The organism is Arthrobacter sp. TmtSoilC51 (genome assembly GCF_055388015.1).
Map to the genome: position 1 here is coordinate 3,466,094 of NZ_AP035877.1, position 17,308 is coordinate 3,483,401.

Annotated in this window: 18 protein-coding genes, 1 other RNA gene, 1 pseudogene and 1 riboswitch; of the genes and pseudogenes, 13 read left to right on the top strand and 7 right to left on the bottom strand. The window is 61.9% G+C overall.

The window, feature by feature from the left end:
- Window positions 1–9 precede the first annotated feature (9 nt).
- The 4 genes from ACZ5G6_RS15815 (at window position 10) to ACZ5G6_RS15830 (ending at window position 2,148) form a co-directional block, all read left to right on the top strand.
- A complete protein-coding gene (locus ACZ5G6_RS15815) occupies window positions 10–438 on the top strand; it encodes a serine hydrolase domain-containing protein (RefSeq protein WP_498686468.1) in 429 nt (142 codons plus the stop codon).
- An 81-nt stretch (window positions 439–519) separates the two neighbouring features.
- Window positions 520–1,368, top strand: coding sequence for a DUF4097 family beta strand repeat-containing protein (locus ACZ5G6_RS15820; RefSeq protein WP_223933534.1), 849 nt, complete (start codon window positions 520–522; stop codon window positions 1,366–1,368).
- Window positions 1,368–1,982, top strand: coding sequence for a PadR family transcriptional regulator (locus ACZ5G6_RS15825; RefSeq protein WP_498686469.1), 615 nt, complete (start codon window positions 1,368–1,370; stop codon window positions 1,980–1,982). The genes ACZ5G6_RS15820 and ACZ5G6_RS15825 overlap by 1 nt, the downstream gene beginning before the upstream one ends.
- Window positions 1,983–2,073: 91 nt before the next feature.
- Complete coding sequence (locus tag ACZ5G6_RS15830) at window positions 2,074–2,148, top strand: 50S ribosomal protein bL37 (protein WP_369299106.1); 75 nt, start codon at window positions 2,074–2,076, stop codon at window positions 2,146–2,148.
- A 119-nt stretch (window positions 2,149–2,267) separates the two neighbouring features.
- Here the strand turns inward: ACZ5G6_RS15830 and rsrA are convergent, their stop codons facing one another.
- Both rsrA and ACZ5G6_RS15840 read right to left on the bottom strand, forming a co-directional pair.
- Entirely contained in the window at window positions 2,268–2,528 is a 261-nt protein-coding gene (rsrA, locus tag ACZ5G6_RS15835; RefSeq protein WP_216923992.1) for a mycothiol system anti-sigma-R factor, read from the bottom strand.
- Complete coding sequence (locus ACZ5G6_RS15840) at window positions 2,525–3,337, bottom strand: sigma-70 family RNA polymerase sigma factor (protein ID WP_275959786.1); 813 nt, start codon at window positions 3,335–3,337, stop codon at window positions 2,525–2,527. The genes rsrA and ACZ5G6_RS15840 overlap by 4 nt, the downstream gene beginning before the upstream one ends.
- Before the next feature lie 191 nt (window positions 3,338–3,528).
- Between ACZ5G6_RS15840 and ACZ5G6_RS15845 the strand changes: the two genes are divergently transcribed.
- From ACZ5G6_RS15845 to ACZ5G6_RS15875, 7 genes are all read left to right on the top strand, one after another.
- Window positions 3,529–4,044, top strand: coding sequence for a DoxX family membrane protein (locus tag ACZ5G6_RS15845; RefSeq protein ID WP_223933537.1), 516 nt, complete (start codon window positions 3,529–3,531; stop codon window positions 4,042–4,044).
- Window positions 4,045–4,050: 6 nt separating this feature from the next.
- Window positions 4,051–5,439, top strand: coding sequence for a 3-phosphoshikimate 1-carboxyvinyltransferase (gene aroA / locus ACZ5G6_RS15850; protein ID WP_223933539.1), 1,389 nt, complete (start codon window positions 4,051–4,053; stop codon window positions 5,437–5,439).
- Window positions 5,440–5,441: 2 nt separating this feature from the next.
- Entirely contained in the window at window positions 5,442–6,557 is a 1,116-nt protein-coding gene (rsgA, locus tag ACZ5G6_RS15855; protein WP_223933542.1) for a ribosome small subunit-dependent GTPase A, read from the top strand.
- Window positions 6,558–6,612: 55 nt separating this feature from the next.
- Window positions 6,613–7,425 (top strand): histidinol-phosphatase, encoded by an 813-nt coding sequence (gene hisN / locus ACZ5G6_RS15860; RefSeq protein WP_223933543.1) that lies wholly within the window; start codon window positions 6,613–6,615, stop codon window positions 7,423–7,425.
- 182 nt (window positions 7,426–7,607) lie between these two features.
- A riboswitch (SAM riboswitch) is annotated at window positions 7,608–7,721 on the top strand.
- Between the two features lie 31 nt (window positions 7,722–7,752).
- Entirely contained in the window at window positions 7,753–9,159 is a 1,407-nt protein-coding gene (locus ACZ5G6_RS15865; protein WP_498686475.1) for an aminotransferase class V-fold PLP-dependent enzyme, read from the top strand.
- An 89-nt stretch (window positions 9,160–9,248) separates the two neighbouring features.
- Complete coding sequence (locus ACZ5G6_RS15870) at window positions 9,249–10,055, top strand: class I SAM-dependent methyltransferase (RefSeq protein ID WP_498691907.1); 807 nt, start codon at window positions 9,249–9,251, stop codon at window positions 10,053–10,055.
- A 9-nt stretch (window positions 10,056–10,064) separates the two neighbouring features.
- Complete coding sequence (locus ACZ5G6_RS15875) at window positions 10,065–10,778, top strand: metal-dependent transcriptional regulator (protein ID WP_223933546.1); 714 nt, start codon at window positions 10,065–10,067, stop codon at window positions 10,776–10,778.
- 18 nt (window positions 10,779–10,796) lie between these two features.
- Here ACZ5G6_RS15875 and ACZ5G6_RS15880 read toward each other — a convergent pair whose 3' ends face one another.
- Window positions 10,797–12,245: an MFS transporter gene (locus ACZ5G6_RS15880; protein ID WP_498686477.1), complete on the bottom strand. Its 1,449-nt coding sequence runs from the start codon at window positions 12,243–12,245 to the stop codon at window positions 10,797–10,799.
- A 120-nt stretch (window positions 12,246–12,365) separates the two neighbouring features.
- Here ACZ5G6_RS15880 and ACZ5G6_RS15885 point away from each other — a divergent pair, with 120 nt between their 5' ends.
- Window positions 12,366–12,740, top strand: a complete 375-nt coding sequence (locus ACZ5G6_RS15885; RefSeq protein WP_223933550.1) for a hypothetical protein — start codon at window positions 12,366–12,368, stop codon at window positions 12,738–12,740.
- 54 nt (window positions 12,741–12,794) lie between these two features.
- Here ACZ5G6_RS15885 and ACZ5G6_RS15890 read toward each other — a convergent pair whose 3' ends face one another.
- On the bottom strand, window positions 12,795–13,802 hold the full coding sequence (locus ACZ5G6_RS15890) for a S1C family serine protease (RefSeq protein ID WP_223933551.1): 1,008 nt from the start codon (window positions 13,800–13,802) through the stop codon (window positions 12,795–12,797).
- 407 nt (window positions 13,803–14,209) lie between these two features.
- On the opposite strand from ACZ5G6_RS15890, the pseudogene ACZ5G6_RS15895 reads away from it, so the two are divergent.
- Window positions 14,210–14,734 (top strand): annotated as a pseudogene (locus tag ACZ5G6_RS15895) (integrase core domain-containing protein); the annotation flags it as partial.
- A gap of 21 nt (window positions 14,735–14,755) precedes the next feature.
- On the opposite strand, the gene ssrA reads toward ACZ5G6_RS15895, so the two are convergent.
- The 3 genes from ssrA to ACZ5G6_RS15910 all read right to left on the bottom strand — a co-directional run bounded on the left by ssrA (window position 14,756) and on the right by ACZ5G6_RS15910 (window position 17,292).
- Window positions 14,756–15,124, bottom strand: a transfer-messenger RNA (tmRNA) gene (ssrA, locus tag ACZ5G6_RS15900).
- A gap of 132 nt (window positions 15,125–15,256) precedes the next feature.
- Window positions 15,257–15,727 (bottom strand): SsrA-binding protein SmpB, encoded by a 471-nt coding sequence (gene smpB, locus ACZ5G6_RS15905; RefSeq protein ID WP_026540087.1) that lies wholly within the window; start codon window positions 15,725–15,727, stop codon window positions 15,257–15,259.
- Between the two features lie 152 nt (window positions 15,728–15,879).
- Window positions 15,880–17,292, bottom strand: a complete 1,413-nt coding sequence (locus ACZ5G6_RS15910) for a M23 family metallopeptidase (protein ID WP_223937612.1) — start codon at window positions 17,290–17,292, stop codon at window positions 15,880–15,882.
- Window positions 17,293–17,308: the final 16 nt, after the last annotated feature.

Here is a 17,308-nt window from a genome sequence, read left to right on the forward strand (position 1 = left end):
GAACGCCCTGTGTCGGCGGACGATCATATCCGAGTCGGATCTGTCACCAAGACCTGGACAACCACCGTCACCCTGCAACTCGTGCAGGAGAACAAGCTTTCCCTGGACGATCCCGTTTCCAAGCATCGACCCGACGTTCCCGGCGGTGACAGGATCACCGTGGAACAACTCCTGACCATGCGCAGTGGGCTGTTCAACTACACCGAGACCCTGGAGCTCAACTCTGCCATGGACCAGGAACCGCAGAGAGTATGGGAGCCGGAACAGCTCCTTGCCCTGGCGTTCGCCCATCCCCCATATTTTGGGCCAGGCGAGGGGTTCCACTACTCCAACACCAACACGGTCCTCTTGGGTCTCATTGCCGAGAAAATCGAGGGAAAGCCTCCTGGATCCATCGCCCGCGCGTTGATCGGCAAGATCTACCGCCCTGCCGCTTGATTCTCCGCAGGCCATTGCCTCTTCTTCATTCGCGATATATCGTGTTTTCATCAACGCGATATATCGCAATTTGGAGGGATCATGCCTGACGAGCTCTGGACCGTAACCGGCCCACAAACCATCGACGTGGATGATGTCCACTCGCTCAAACTTGGAATAGTAAAGGGCAGGTTCGACGTCGTCACCCACGACGAACCCTTCGTCCGGATAGAGGTCAGCGAGATCAGCGGCGACCCCCTGACCATCACACTCGTGAACGGCCGCCTCGAGGTACGCCATCAGCTCCAAGGACCACAAGGATGGTTCCGAAACCTGATGGGGACTGTCAACAACACCAGCACCAACTCGGTAGTGGTCGGGATCGCGCTGCCGCCTGGAGTGGACGTCGAAGCGGGAACCGTGAACGGCGATGGCATGGTCTCCGGCATCAACGGCCGGGTCCGGCTCAACACAGTTTCGGGCTCGGTTATGGCGGATGGGACCAGCGGTGAATTGCACGTCAACACCGTCAGTGGCGAAGTCATCGCAAGAAACCACGACGGCGTCCTGACCGCCAAGAGCGTCTCGGGTGAAGTCACCGCTTCGGGCAACTTCAAGAATGTCAGGGCCAGCACTGTGAGCGGGGACCTGAGCTTCGATCTCCACGACTACACCAACGACCTCGGAGCCAATTCCGTGTCAGGTGACCTGACCATCCGGCTGCCGCACGACGTCGGCCTGGACATCATTGCAAAGTCCGCCAGCGGCACCGTCATCATTGATGACCAGATGTATGCCCAGCCCGGAAGCAAGGTGGAGACAATCGTCGGTCCGGATGAACGGCTCATGGTGGTGCGGACCAATACAGTCTCGGGCAAGACATACATCATCCACGGCACAGAGCCGGCCTCGGAAAATGACCACCCGGTGCCCGGGGAGGCAGGTCTCTGATGCCTCCTGTTTTTGCGCACGGCGCCCTGCGCTTGTACCTACTGGCACTCCTTGAGCCAGGGCCCAAGCATGGATACGAGCTGATCAAGGACTTGGGTGACCGCTTCGGCGGTACCTACTCCCCCAGCGCCGGGACGATTTATCCGCGTCTTGGGAAGCTGGAGGAGGAAGGCCTTGTGGTCACAAGGACAGAAGGCCGGCGCACCAAGTACTTCATCACGGAGGCAGGGCTGGCGGAACTGAACCGTCGGCGCCAGGAGCTGGCGGACGTCGAGGATAATATCTCGGCCTCTGTTCGCCGGCTGGCAGACAACCTGCGGGAAGACATCAGAAGCAACATGCGTGGGCTGAAGGCAGATCTCGCCGCCACGGCTGAGGCCGCACGCATCAATGCGACGGCCGCCACCTACCAGAGCCGGACAGCAGGCTTCTCCCCTGAGGGCCAGCGAATGCTCAAAGAGGCCGAGCTGTTGGTCCAATCATTCCGGGATGACATCCGCGTGGAGCTGCGCCAGCACAGCGCCTCGCACCCGTTGAATCCCGTCACCCTTGAGACAGTGCGTGCCGTGTTGGACCAGGCCCGCATCTCGATCAGGAATTCGCTGCGAAGCTGACAACCGCCCAACCCGGTTCGCGACCGAACGCCCGGATGTGCGAAACTGGAGGGCAGCTCTATTGAGTATCAATCATTGAAGGAGGCCAGCTATGAGCAAGCGTGCACGTAAGCGTCGTGACCGTAAGCGCGGCGGCGCGAACCACGGCAAGCGTCCCAACACCTAAGCCAGCGGCTTAGCGTCAAGGCTTAGAAGCGAGGGCCCCGGAAACCTTACGGTTTCCGGGGCCCTTGGCGTTGTTGGGCCTTTACCGAAGCCCTGGCTGGATCAGCGGCCAGCGCTGGATCAGGCCTCCACCGGCTTGATGGAGTGGATCCGGTCAAGTATTGAGTTCTTGAGGTTCTCCGGCGCGGACTCGGTACACGAACGCTTGACCATGGTGCGGATCAGGCATTCAAGGTCATACTGCTCGGCACACTCCTCGCAAGTATCCAGGTGCTGTTTGATTTCCGTGAGGTCCTCGCGTGTCAGCGCGCCATCGAGGTACTCATAGATCCGCTGCATCCGAGTGTCGTCGCAATCGCCCAATCCCTGGCAGTCGCTCATTGCTCTTTCTCCTGATTGTTGCTCCCGGCCGTGGCCTGGTCTTCGGTGTGGGCCTTGAAGCCCCGTTCTGCGGCGTAGTCCGCCAGCATGTCCCGCAGCATCTTCCTGCCGCGGTGCAGTCGCGACATGACAGTGCCGATGGGGGTGTTCATGATCTCTGAAATTTGCTTGTACGCGTATCCCTCGACGTCCGCGAAGTAGACAGCCAACCGGAATTCCTCCGGGATGGCCTGCAATGCGCTCTTGACGTCGGAATCCGGCAGGTGGTCCAAGGCTTCAGCCTCGGCGGAGCGCAAGCCCGACGACGTGTGCGACTCAGCCTTGGCCAACTGCCAATCCTCGATCGTGTCCGAGTTGGACTGCAGCGGTTCCCGCTGCCGTTTCCGGTAGAGGTTGATGTAGGTGTTCGTCAGGATCCGGTAAAGCCAGGCCTTGAGGTTGGTCCCCGGCTTGTACTGGTGGAAAGCCGAGAACGCCTTGGTATAAGCCTCTTGGACGAGGTCCTCGGCGTCGGACGGATTACGAGCCATCCTCATAGCCGCTGAATACAGCTGGTCCACATACTGCATGGCGTCGCGCTCGAAGCGTTCCCGCCGCTGTTCGGGAGTTTCCGTAGCGACATCGACGTCGGCCGGTGCCGGGGCATCGGCGGCGCTATCCTCCGGGGACGAGTCGGCTGCTTCGTACATGGCCGCTGCGGCCGGTTCAATGGTGCTCATCGTTGCCAAGTCTACTGTCAGCTTCCGGGAATCCGGCTGCGCAGGATACCCAGGCTCCAGGAGACCCACTCGGTCCTTAACCAAGGTCAAAAAACCAACTCCGTTCAGCGAAGCGGCAACACCATGCCGCGGCCCGGTCTTCACCGTGCTTGTTGTTCACAACGGCAGGCGCTGGGTAAATATTCCGCAAAGGTGCAAGACTAGAGCAGACTGCACCCCTTGAACACAGCACTTACTGAATAACGTCATGAAATTATGACAAGCCATCCAGGAGGCAAGACATGTCTGTTATCCGTTTTCTCGCGCGGCCGATGCTCGCGTCCAGCTTCGTCATCGCAGGTCTGGACAAGCTCAAGAACGCGGACGACACTGCGAAGCAATTGTCGCCTGTGCTTCGCCGCGCCTCTGAGTCCCTGCCTTTCCCGACTGACGAGAAAGTCCTGGCCCGGGTTATCGGCGGGGCGCAACTAGGTGCCGGCGCGTTGCTGGGGCTTGGCAAATTTTCCCGCTTCGCTGCGACGGTTCTGGCGCTGACTTCCGCGCTGAACTCCTATGTGGAGTGGCGGTCAGCGGACATCAGCTCCAAGGAAGGCCGGAATGCACGCCGGGCCCAACTCCTGAAGAACATTTCCCTTACCGGCGGCGTTTTGCTGGCGTCTGTCGACACAGAAGGCCGCCCGAGCCTGGCATGGCGGGCCGAACACCTGGCGGCCGACGCCAGGAAGGTCACCGGAAAGCAGTTCAAGAGGGCAGACAAAGCAGTACGCAAGGCCGTAGACAACGCAGTTGGAGCATAAGGAAGCATGACAGGTACCACCGCAGCAAACACGGGCTCAACGAACTCCATCCATACCCTGCCTCTGTGGGCGGCTCCCTATGCCACAAGGCCAGTGGATGCCACAGTGACGGTGCCGGGCTCAAAATCGCTCACCAACCGGTTCCTGGTCCTTGCAGCGTTGGCCGACGGACCTTCCCGGCTCCGGGCCCCCCTTCATTCCCGTGACTCCGTCCTGATGATCCAGGCGCTGAGGCAACTGGGCGCCACCGTCACCGAGGTACCCGGCGACGGTGGTTACGGACCGGACCTTGAGATCACCCCCATGGATCCTTCAGCTGCGGGTGCGGACACTGCCATCGATTGCGGCCTTGCCGGGACAGTCATGCGGTTCGTTCCACCTTTGGCTGCGCTGCGCAATGGTTCGACCATGTTCGACGGCGATCCCCACGCCCGCAAGCGGCCCATGGGGACCATCATCGAAGCACTGCTCGCTCTCGGAGTTCCCGTCGCCACCGAAGGCGGCAGGACGCCGTCGGCCCTTCCCTTCTCGGTGGACGGCACGGGCGAGGTCCGGGGTGGCCACCTGGTGATCGACGCAAGCGCATCGTCCCAATTCGTCTCGGCTTTGCTGCTCGTCGGGGCGCGGTTCACTGAGGGCCTGCACCTGGAGCACGTCGGCAAGCCAGTGCCCAGCCTTGACCACATCAACATGACCGTGGCCGTCCTGCGCAGCGTCGGCGTCAAGGTCGATGACTCGGTGCCCAACCACTGGCGGGTCTCCCCCGGAGCCATCCAGGCATTCGACCAGCGGATCGAACAGGACCTTTCCAACGCCGGCCCGTTCCTCGCTGCTGCACTGGCAACCCGCGGAACCGTCCGGATCCCCAATTGGCCCATGCAAACCACCCAGGTTGGCGACCTCTGGCGCAGCATACTCACTGCCATGGGGGCCACCGTAACCCTCGAGAACGGTACCCTCACCGTGAAGGGCGGTCCGGAAATCAAGGGCGCGGACTTCGACGAAACCAGCGAACTTGCGCCCACGGTCGCAGCGCTGTGCGCCCTGGCTACGGGCCCGTCAAGGCTGACCGGTATCGCCCACCTTCGTGGCCATGAAACCGATCGGCTCGCCGCGTTGGCCGCTGAAATCAACCGGCTGGGCGGCGACGCAGAGGAAACAGCCGACGGCCTTATCATCCGCCCGGCTGCTTTGCACGCAGGCGTCGTCCACAGCTATGCCGACCACCGCATGGCTACGGCGGGCGCCATTCTGGGGCTCGCCGTTGAAGGTGTGCAGGTGGAAGATATCGCCACGACGTCCAAGACGATGCCCGAATTTCCACAGATGTGGGAGGCCATGCTGCAGCAGCGCACAGGCGACGATGAGACCGTCACCAGTGAGGCCAGCAACTGACCATGGGCCGCGACGCACGCTCCTGGGACGAATCGGACGTCCGGATCCGTCCGAACAAAAAAGGATCAAGGCCCCGGACCAAGGACCGCCCCAGCCATGATGACGCAGTCATCGGCCGGATCATCACGGTAGACCGCGGGCGCTACACGGCCATCGTTGGGGAAGACTCCGCGGACGAGCGTATTATCATCGCCGCACGCGCGCGTGAACTACGGCGAAATCCCGTGGTCCCCGGCGATTTCGTCGCGCTGGTGGGCGACGTATCGGGGGCGCCGGACACCCTGGCAAGGCTGGTGCGTGTCGAAGAACGCAAGACGGTCCTTCGCCGCAGCGCCGATGATACCGACCCCATCGAAAGAGTGGTGGTGGCCAACGCGGACCAACTTGTGGTGGTGGTCGCCGCGGCCAACCCGGAACCGCGCACTGGCTTTATCGACCGCGCCTTGGTTGCAGCCTACGACGCCGGGATCGAGCCACTGCTGCTCGTCACCAAGGCTGACGTCAAGGATCCTGCCGAGCTGTTGTCCAACTATCTCAGCCTGGACTTCCCTGTCATCATCAGCCGTACGGCCGACGCCGAAGCTTCCGGTATTGACGCCCGATCGGACGACGGACTGTCCGCGCGTCTGGACAGCAGCGCCGTTGCCCAATTGCGGGCCCACCTTGATGGCAAAGTGACAGTCATGCTTGGCCATTCGGGAGTCGGCAAGTCCACCATGGTCAACGCCCTGACCGGCGCTGAGCGCGCTACGGGTGGCGTTAATGCTGTCACCGGAAGGGGCCGGCATACGTCGTCGTCGGCGTTGGCCTTGAAGCTGGCGGACGCGCCGTCCGGTAGCTGGATCATCGATACCCCCGGTATTCGTTCCTTCGGACTCGCGCACGTGGACCCCGATCGCATCCTGCATTCCTTCCCCGATTTGGAACCGGGCACCGAAGCTTGCGACCGCGGCTGCAAACACGATGCCAGTGCCATCAATTGTGGACTTGACGCGTGGGTGAACGAGGGAAACGCCGGTCCTTCCGGAGTGGCACGGTTGTCTTCGCTCCGGCGGCTGCTGGGCGCAGACCCGCGTTTGGAAGCGAAGGAAACCAAGGAACTGGGTACCGTCAACTAAACATTGGTGGAACACGGATCCAACTGCAGGGAAAGTTTCACGATAGTTTGGTGGCATGACCCAACCCGTATCCAGCTACAACGATGATCTGCGACTGGCCCACGTGCTGGCGGATTCCGTGGACGCCCAAACCATGGACCGCTTCAAGGCACTGGATCTGCGGGTCGAGACCAAGCCTGACCTCACTCCCGTTACTGATGCCGACAAGGCTGCGGAAGAAGCAATCCGGGGCCAGCTGTCGCGCTCGCGCCCCCGGGACGCTGTCCTCGGCGAGGAGTTCGGCAGCAGCGGCCACGGCTCCCGGCGCTGGATCATCGACCCCATCGACGGCACCAAGAACTTCGTGCGTGGCGTTCCAGTGTGGGCCACCCTGATCGCACTCGTGGACGAAGGCGAGCCGGTGGTTGGAGTTGTCAGTGCTCCCGCACTCGGCAAACGTTGGTGGGCGGCAAAGGACATGGGCGCCTATATGGGGCGCTCCCTGGCCTCGGCCACCCGGCTCAAGGTGTCCAACGTTTCGCGCCTGGCCGATGCTTCGATGTCATATTCCAGCCTTTCCGGTTGGAAGGAACGCGGCAATCTCGACGAATTCCTAGGTCTGACGGAAGACATCTGGCGCACGCGTGCCTACGGCGACTTCTGGTCCTATTGCTTGGTGGCCGAGGGGGCCGTGGATATCGCCTGCGAGCCGGAATTGAACCTTTACGACATGGCCGCGCTTGTACCCATCGTCACGGAAGCCGGCGGCCGTTTCACCTCGTTGGAAGGCGAGGATGGCCCCTTCGGGGGCAACGCCTTGGCCACCAACTCCATCCTGCATTCAGAGGTCCTCAAACGGCTAAACCCCGCCTTGGATGACCTCCTCTGATCCAGCGATACGAGCAAGACATCTGGCTGTGGATAGAATTTTCGACGGCGGATGCCTCCTTTACGGGGCATCCGCCGTTTTTTCTTCGCCCAAAGGGCTGTTTCGGCACGCTTCGTAACAATCCGCTTAACAAAGCGAAGCGACTTTGGAACAGGCCGGAGGCTTGCCCTAACCTCTTTACAGGTCACGAGTGCCAGCGCTAAACCCCGGTTTGCTGGCCGGCAACCCTCCATTCGCGGTGGGGTGCCCCGGGTGACGACCTGGCCGGTCCGGAAGGGATACGGCAAGCGCGGATCCCCTGTGGGGGTCCTTCTTGAGTGAGGTCCCATGAGCACTGCTACGTTCAACTCCACCGTCCTGCCGTCCTTTGCGGTCGGAGCAGCGCAGGAAGCCGCTGCAGGCAGGCCCCTGGCCGCTGTCACGGGCGCGGAGCTGCAAGCTCCCCTGATCCAGGGTGGCCACGTCCGCTACGCCAACCTCGATTACGGAGCGTCGGCTCCGGCCCTGACCATCGTTTCTGCGTATCTCAATGAGATCCTCCCCTACTACGCGAGTGTCCACCGCGGTGCGGGCTACGCTTCCCAGATCAGCACGTCCGTCTACGAGAACTCCCGCGACATCGTGCGTGAGTTCGTTGGCGGCCGCCCCGACGATTCCGTCATCTTCACCCGGAACACCACGGATTCACTCAACCTGTTGGCAGGCTGCCTTCCGCAACTCGACGGAAAGCCGACCGGCGAGGTCCTCTACCTGGACATCGAGCACCATGCCAACCTCCTGCCTTGGCAGGGCGTTCCGCACCGCAGCGTCGTAGCTGGTTCTACACTGACCGCTACCGTGGCAAAGCTCCGCGAGGAACTCAGTCAAGGCGGCGTGTCCTTGCTGGCAGTTACCGGGGCTTCGAACGTGACGGGCGAAATCCTGCCGATCGCCGAACTCGCCGCCCTGGCGCACGAATACGGTGCACGGATTGTGGTGGACGCAGCCCAGCTTGCCCCGCACCGCCGCATCAACATCACCGAATCAGACGTCGACTACATCGTATTCTCCGGGCATAAGCTCTACGCTCCGTTCGGCGCCGGCGTTGTTGTAGGGCGCCCTGACTGGCTTGACGCCGGCACTCCCCACCTTGCCGGCGGCGGCGCTGTTCGTGAAGCCCGCCTCGACTCGGTCAGTTGGGCTTCCGGTCCCGCACGTCACGAGGGCGGCTCCCCCAACGTCCTGGGCGCGGCAACATTGGCCCGCGCTACGCAGGTGCTCGCCGCGCTGGACCAAGAGGCCTGGCATGCTCATGAAGCGGCCATCCGCTCGTACCTGGTACAGGGACTTGAGGCAATCGACGGCGTTACCGTCCACCGGATCTTCAGCGACTCAGAGGACACCATCGGCGTGGTCAACTTCTCGGTGGAAGGATTCGACGCCGGATTGGTCGCGGCTTACCTCGCCGCAGAACACGGTGTAGGGCTTCGTGACGGCCGCTTCTGCGCGCACCCCCTGCTCAAGCGGCTCGGGCTCCCTTCGGGCTCGCTGCGGGCCAGCTTCGGCGTGGGCTCCCGCTTGGAGGATGCCACACGGCTGCTGGCGGGTATCGAGGAACTCAAGCGCACCGGGCTCGGCTGGGACTACGTGGTGGACGAGGGCCGCTGGGTACCGGCCAATGACCACCGCAGCTACCCGGAATGGGCACCGAATACGCCAGGCACCGCAGGTGCCGCGCCCTGCACTATTGACTAAGCGGCCTGAGCCGGGAGCGTCAGCATGGTCCTTACGGTAAATTCGTACGGTATCCCAGGCGTTTGCGGTAAAGGAGTTGTTGCGTGGCCATGCATTCCCGAGGTCTTTCCGGAGGCACGGGTAGCCCCGGTGGACCCAAGCTGCATGCCACCCGCCGCCGCCAGCTGGGCCTGAGCTTTCAGGACGGCGGGGAACACTACGATCGCGTTCGGCCCGGCTATCCCGCAGATTCAGTGGACTGGCTTCTTCCTCTGGGAGCGAAGTCCGCCGCGGATCTCGGAGCGGGAACGGGAAAATTCACTGCCCTCTTGGTGGAACGCGGACTTGAGGTGGCCGCCGTCGATCCTTCCTTGGACATGCTGGAGCAACTGCAAAAGTCCTATCCTGACGTCAAGGCGTTGGAGGGAACGGCCGAGGCAACAGGGTTGACGGACTCAGCATTCGACGTCGTCAGCGTTGCCCAGGCCTGGCACTGGTGTGACCCGCTCAAGGCCAGCACGGAAATCGCCCGAATCCTTCGCCCCCACGGAGTTCTTGGCCTCGTATGGAACCAACTGGACACTTCTGTGCCCTGGGTCCACCGGCTATCGCGCATCATGCACGCCGGAGATGTCCACAAGCCCGGCTTCCGGCCAGTTATCGGACCGGAATTCACGGATGTGGAGAGCCATCTCACCAGTTGGCTGGACGCTGTGTCGCCGGAGGACATCATGGAGCTCACCAAATCGCGCAGCTACTACCTCCGCGCCAACGAGGCCACCCGGGCGAAGGTCATGGGCAACCTGGAATGGTACCTCTACGATCATCTGGGCCACGCCCCCGGCCAGCTCCTGGAACTGCCGTACGTGACGCAGACTTGGCGGGCCCGCAAGATCCAGGGCGCCCTGCCACGGTAGGCTTGGTGTGTGAAGACCAGTACGCCCTCCTCCTCGATCGAGGACTACGTCAAGGTCATCTACTCGTACACGGAGTGGCAGGACAAACCAATTACGTCCTCCCAGCTTGCCCAGCGGCTTGGCGTTGCCAATTCCTCGGTGTCTGAAATGGTCCGCAAACTCAAGGACCAGGGCTTGGTGGATCACCAGCCTTACAGTGCTATCAGGCTGACTCCGGAGGGCATGCGCCTGGCACTGTCCATGGTCCGGCGCCACCGCCTCATTGAGACTTACCTCGTGGACGAACTCGGTTACAGCTGGGATGAAGTCCACGACGAAGCTGAGATGTTGGAACACGCTGTGTCCGATACCTTCATCGAGCGCATGGCCGCCAAGCTTGGCCATCCCCTCCGGGATCCCCATGGCGACCCCATTCCCTCGGCAGACGGATCGGTGGAGTTGCCGCACGCCTACCGCATGATCGAGTTGGACGAGGGCCACTCAGGCCGCATCACCCGGATCAGCGATGAAAACCCCGATCTCCTCCGCTACCTCGCGTCGGAAGAGATCACCTTGGACGCTCCGGTGGAAGTTGTGGGCCGCAAACCTTTCGGCGGAGCCCTCGTTGTTCGGATTGGCAGCGGTCCACAGCGCCGCGAGTTTGATCTTGCCGACGAAGTTACCTCGGCACTTTGGGTCCAGAGCGCCGAAGTCCACGAAGGTTGCGTACTTCCCGCACGATGACCCGATGCGCTGCCCAGGCTACGTACGCTGGCTGGCCGACCCGCCGTCGTCGGACGCTGCATCCGGTTCGCTCCCAGCGGCAACTGCGGCTTCCGGAGCGGGGTTACGGATCCCGACGGCGGACGCCACCGCCCCGACAACGAACAGTACCGCCGTGACTATCAAGGCGTTGTACAAACCTTGCCGTGAGAACACCGGACCGACGATCAGGCCGGCAAAAGCAATACAGATGAGGCCGGCGATACGGGCCACAGCGTTATTGACGGCCGAACCGATTCCGGCCTCTTCCTGCGGTACCGCGCCCAGAATCGCAGCAGTGAGTGGCGCGACGAGGGTGGTGAGTCCCACACCAAAGACTATCTGGCCCGGCAACACCTGGGTCCAGTAGTTCAGTGGCTCCTGGACGGATAGGGACATGAGAAAACCAACACCGCACAACAGCGGCCCCACAGTCATGAACCATCGCGGACCATACTTTCCGGCCAACCCACCGAAGTAGGACGCCGTCAGCATCAGGATGACGGTCGCTGGAAGCAGTGCAATTCCCGCGATGGTAGCCCCCATGCCTCCCACCTGCTGGAGGTAGATTCCCAGGACGAAGAATCCAAGCGATATCCCACCGTAAATCGCGAGCGTCGCCAGGTTGCCCCAGCCAAAGTTGCGAATGGCAAACAGCCTTAACGGCAACATCGGTTGCTTGGTCCTCGCTTCGTGGACAACGAACAACGCCATGGCCACGACACCGACCACGAGTGGCATCCAGACCTGCACACTCGACCAACCCATCCGGCCCTGTTCAATGAAGGCGTAGACAGGACCACCCAGACCGATCATGGCAAGGACCGCACCGAGGTAGTCGATTCCCTTGCTCTTGTCCCTGGCCGCGTCGGAGGCCCGAAGGCCCGCGAGCAGAGGCCAAATTGCAATGGCCGGAATAACGTTGATGAAGAAGATAACGCGCCAGGACAACATGTCCACCGAGACCCCGCCAATCAGCGGCCCAACGATGGCGGCAGCACTCGTCCAGCCGGACCACTGGCCAATCGCTTTGGACTGGGATGGCCCGGAGAAGGACGTAATGATCATGGCCAACGAACTGGGCACAAGGAGGGCCCCCGCAATACCCTGAAGTGCGCGGGACACCACAAGGACCTCCCCGTTCCAAGCCAGGCCGCACATCACTGACGTCAGGGCAAAGCCCGCCAGCCCCCATTCGAGGATCCGTGCCCGGCCAAAGTGGTCGGACAATGAACCGGCTACCAGAATCAGGGCCCCGAGGGTCAATAGATACGCATCCACCACCCATTGCTGGATGACCAAGCCACCGCCGAGCTCGCGCCCGATGGCCGGGAGTGCCAGGTTCACCACGAAACCATCCAGGATGGCAATAAAAGAAGCCACAATTGCAACCACGAGCACCCGTTTTTGAAGCGGTGTCCGGGGCGGCAGGGCGGAAGCATCCGTCATGTGCACAGCCTACGCTTCAGGTGGGCTTGGTCCGGAGAGACTATGGAGCAAGTCCGCCCCTCCGGCCATTCGTCATAGGCAGCCCTGGCATTCCTCCGCCGCGATGTCCCGTATCGTTGAATGGTGATTAGCAGACGTGACGCAGCATTGGCCCTTGATATCTCCATGGAAATGGCCCAGCGCCACGGCATTCCGTCACGGCTGTCAGAAGCCGAGCTTCGCGATCTCCAGGACAATCCACCGGCCTGGTTGGTCCAGTCACGTGCCAACCGAACGGGCAAACGGCCTGTCTGGGTCCACCTTACATGCGCCGTGTGCGGGTATTCAGAGGCGGTACGGCCCAAGAAGTGGTGGCCCGACTTCTCCTTCGTCTTTTGCGGACACCACAAGAACAGTGAATTGCCGGAACTGTTCTTGGGCGACGTACGCAGCGAATATGAAGGTGTTGGCAGCCGCTTCATCGGCGTGGTCGACGTGCGCGAGGAGCGAGCCTAGGCTGGTCCGGCTGCTGCCCGCCTCACTGTTGCCTTTCTCTTTATTGCTGGCTCATCACTGCTGGCTCATCTCCGAAGGAACCGCTATCAGCTGCAACGTTTTGCCATCACGAAGCACGGTCAGCGGGAAAGGTTCGCCTATGGCCTCGGCAAACAGCAGCTTCTGCAGGCTCTCTGCACTGGACACAGCCCTGCCCTGGGCGCGAAGCACCAGGTCCCCTGGCTGGAGCCCGGATGATTCCGCGGGCGAGCCGGCAATGACTTCCACCACACGCAGCCCCTCTTTTTGGCCAGTCCGCACCACCGCACTGGCATCCAGCGGAATAGGCGTACTCACCAAACCCAGGTAGGCGCGGCGCACCCTCCCATCCCTGAGCAGGGAGGCGATGATCCGCTGGGTGGTCCTATTAATAGGTACGGCGAGTCCAAGGCCCAATCCAGCCACGGCCGTGTTGATGCCCACGATGCGGCCCCGGGTGTCGGCCAGGGCGCCACCGGAGTTGCCCGGGTTGAGGGCAGCGTCGGTCTGGATGACGTCCTCAATAACACGCCTGTGCTCACCTGCCCGGACGGGAATGGATCGTCCCAAGCCGCTGACCACCCCTGCAGTCACTGATCCGGCCAGGCCCAAGGGATTGCCCACCGCGATCACCAGCTGGCCAACCCGCAACGAATCGGCGTTACCCAGGATGGCGGGTGGCGGAGTGGGCTTGAGACCACGAACGACGGCAAGGTCAGACAATGGGTCAGCACCCACGAGTTCCACGTCCGTCTGCTTGCCGTTCGCGAACACTGCCCTTCCGGACTGGATGCCTGCCACGACGTGGGCATTGGTCAGCATGTACCCGTCACCAGTGAAAACCACAGCCGATCCGCTGCCCACACGCAGTTGACCGTTCCGGCGCGCACTTGTCATCTCGATCGCGGCGACGTGGGGCGTGACGGAGTCCGCGACGCGAATGACGATCTGGGAGTACGCATCCAAGGCGTCGCCATCCTCGCGCGCATCCGATTCTTGCTCCGGGCCGACGTCCGGAATGTCAAACTCTGGCTCGGTACTCATCCCATGCCTCCTGCTGCCGTGGCGCCGTTTGCCGGCGGCCATGCACGTCCTGTCCGGCTCCAATCCATGATTAGCGACTGGATCCAGTACGTTCAGTGCCTACCCTGTACAACGGCCGGGACATGCCCGCTAGTCCTCGTTCCCCTACGCCGTGGGTGAACGGCCCCGAGCATCCTGTTCGGGCAAAGAAGAAGCCCCCGGATCACAAGGATCCGAGGGCTTTCCGGTGGAGATGGGGGTGTGTGATTTCAGGACATCATTTACACATGTGGCGGGACATCCTTGACAGTGCCTGTGGCGGGACATCGTCGACACTGCCGGCATGTCGCGGGACATAGACGACACATGCCCTGATGGGCTGGGCCATGTCGAAGAACAAGGTCATCGTCCTGGCCGTCCTTGAGGGCGGCATCACGCAGAAGAACGGCCACCCAGGCCATCCCCAAACCCAAGGCAAAATCGAGCGATTCCACCAGACCCTGAAAAAATGGCTTGCCGGGCAGCCTCGCGCCCACACCCTCGAGGACCTGAACCACCAGCTCGCGAAGTTCAAGCAGATCTACAACCACGAACGCCCGCACCGTGCCCTGAACCGGCGCACACCGGCTACCACCTACAACGCCGCCCCCAAAGCCGCCCCGAAGCTCGCCATCCAAGGCGACCACTGGCGGACCCGCACCGACCGGGTCGATGCCGACGGGAAAGTCTCACTCCGCTACGCCGGACGCCTCCGCCACCTGGGCATCGGTCGACTCCACAAGCACAAACGAGTGATCCTGCTCGGCCACGAAGAACACGTCCTGACCATCGAACACGGAACCGGCGAAGTCCTCGCGGAGTTCACAATCAACCCAGACCGCGGCTACCAGAAAAAACAAAACACCCCCGGTCCGAAGACCGGGGGTGTCAATGATGTCCCGACACATCCGTAAAGGATGTCCCGCTACATCACACGGTGGAGATGGGGGGAATTGAACCCCCGTCCGATGTCGTTTTGTCAGGGCTTCTCCGGGCGCAGTTTGCGTCGGATTTTCTCGGCCCCAGCCATCCTGCAAACAGGTGGCTGATCCGGGCCCAGTCATCTAAGAGTCCCGTTTACCTCAATGACGAAGGCAAACAGCAGTGGCTATCTAAATGACGCCAGGAACCGGGGCGATAGCAACCCCGGGCTGACGGACTGTCTTACTGCTTAGGCAGCGAGAGCGAAGTCAGTGCGCTTAGATTCGGCACTTATTGGTTTGCAGACAGCGTTTACGAGATAATTCTGCATCCTCGGCCCGCTTCACCTGTCGCGACTAACATCGTCGAAACCGATCATCCCCGTATTTTGTTACCAAACCGGCAAGGCATTCATCAAGTGATCAAATCCCTACCGGACTATCCATCATAACGCATGCGCCCCGAAGATCATTCCCACGACACAAGCTTTGGCGGGGCGCGTTGGCGTCCAACGCCTACCGGCGGTTGCGTTCCCGCAGTTCGCGCAACGATTCGCGTTTGTCCTGCTGCTCACGCAGCGTTTGGCGCTTGTCGTAGTCCTTTTTACCGCGTGCTATGGCAATTTCAACCTTTGCCCTACCGTCCAGGAAGTAAAGCTGCAACGGCACCACCGTGAAGCCGGATTCGCGGATCTTTTGCGAGATCTTGTCCAGTTCTTCGCGGTGGAGCAAAAGCTTCCGACGGCGGCGCGCGGCATGGTTGGTCCAGCTCCCCTGATGGTACTCAGGGATATGGATACCCTCCATCCACAGTTCGTCATTGTAGAAGGTACAGAAGCCGTCCACCATGGAGGCGTGGCCTTCACGGAGGGATTTCACTTCGGTACCCATTAGCGCAATGCCGGCCTCGTAGGTATCCAGGACATGGTAGTTGTGCCGGGCCTTCCGATTGGTGGCCACTACCTTACGGCCACTTTCCTTGGGCACGGTAGAACTCCTTGTTAGATGCGGATTTCAACTAGTGTACGCCAGAGCCCGCCGGCCCTGGTTTCTGAGCTTCTGAAGCCCGTCCCCTGACGCCTGTTCCCTGACGCCTGTTCCCTGACGCCTGTTCCCTGAAGAAGGCACCGGACCGGCCCCTAGAGGAGGGTCATGGGATCCACTGCCGCACCGTTCAGCCAGGTCTCGAAGTGTGCATGGCACCCCGTCGAGTTACCTGTGCTACCCGAGTACGCAATAAGTTGCCCCTGCGAAACTTGCTGGCCATTGGCCACCACAATGCTGCTGTTGTGGTAGTAGATCGTTGTCAGGGAGTTGCCCTGCACCACGCCGTGGGACAGCTTCACGCGCCATCCACCGCCGTCGGCCGAGTTCCAACCAGAGTTGAAGACGGTACCAGCCGCTGCAGCATAGACCGGCGTACCACAGGCCGCGCCGAAGTCGATGCCAGTGTGCATGTAACCGCCCGTACCGTAGAAATCGATGGTGCCGGGCGGGGTTGCCCGCCAGCCGAATCCTGACGTGATGGGTACATAGCTGGCGAACGGGTGCCGCAAACCAAAGGCGGAGGGCGAACCCACCGGGGGAACATACGGCTGCTCAGGAGGTGCCGGTCTTCCTTGCGCTGCCGCAGCGGCAGCCGCAGCGGCAGCAGCTTCCGCCGCGAGCCGACGCTGTTCGGCTTCCCACGCCTCCCTCAGCTTGCGGTCCCTCTCGACGATTTCGGCCGCGACAGAGTCCTGTTCCGCTTTCACGCGGGCCAGATCGGCTTCGATGCCCGGCTTTGCCGCCTGCAGTTGTCCATTCAGGCGGGTAGTGTCCTCGATGAGCTTGTCGACTTCGGCTTTCTTACTCGCAGCCTCGTCGCGTGCTGCCTTCTCCCGCTCAAGCGCGGCGTCAGCCTTGGCCTTCAGGTCCTGGATCTCAGCCTCGACTGCGGCCAATCGTGCCTGGGAGTTCACGTTGGTAGCGTTCTGCTGGGTCAGCTTGGTCATTGCAGCGTTCTGGCTGCGCATGGCCTGATCAGCAAGGTCCATGGATTCTGTCAGGCTGCCGGACTCGTTGGATCCGAAGAGCAGGGCGATGTTGGTGGGAACGCCCCCCGACTTATAGGCCTGTGAGGCGATCTGTCCGATCAGCTTCTTCGTATCGGTGATCTTCTGCTTGTCGCTCTCAAGCTGCTCAGTAATTTTGGCTTTGTTCTGCTGGGCAAGCTCCACCCTGGCAGCCAAAGCCTCGACCTCCTTGACGGCACTGGCCACTCGGCCCTGTGCTTCCAGAAGTGCCTGCTGGGCGCCGGGGAGGCGTCCTTGGTAGATGACGAGATCGCCCGCCGCCTTGGCGATCTTCGAGTCCACAAACTCCAAGGACGCCTGGACGCGGGCCGACTCAGCCTCGAGCGCAGCTTGCTGGTCGTCCAGGCTGTCCGCGTGGGCAGCGGGGGCACCCGACAGGAGGCTCACAGCGAGGCCCAGAGCGAGCACGCCACCAAGAATCCTGGCTTGGCCGGACGCAAGGCGCCAGCGCAGGGAGTTCCGGTCCAACGTGGTCATCATGAGTCCTTTTCGC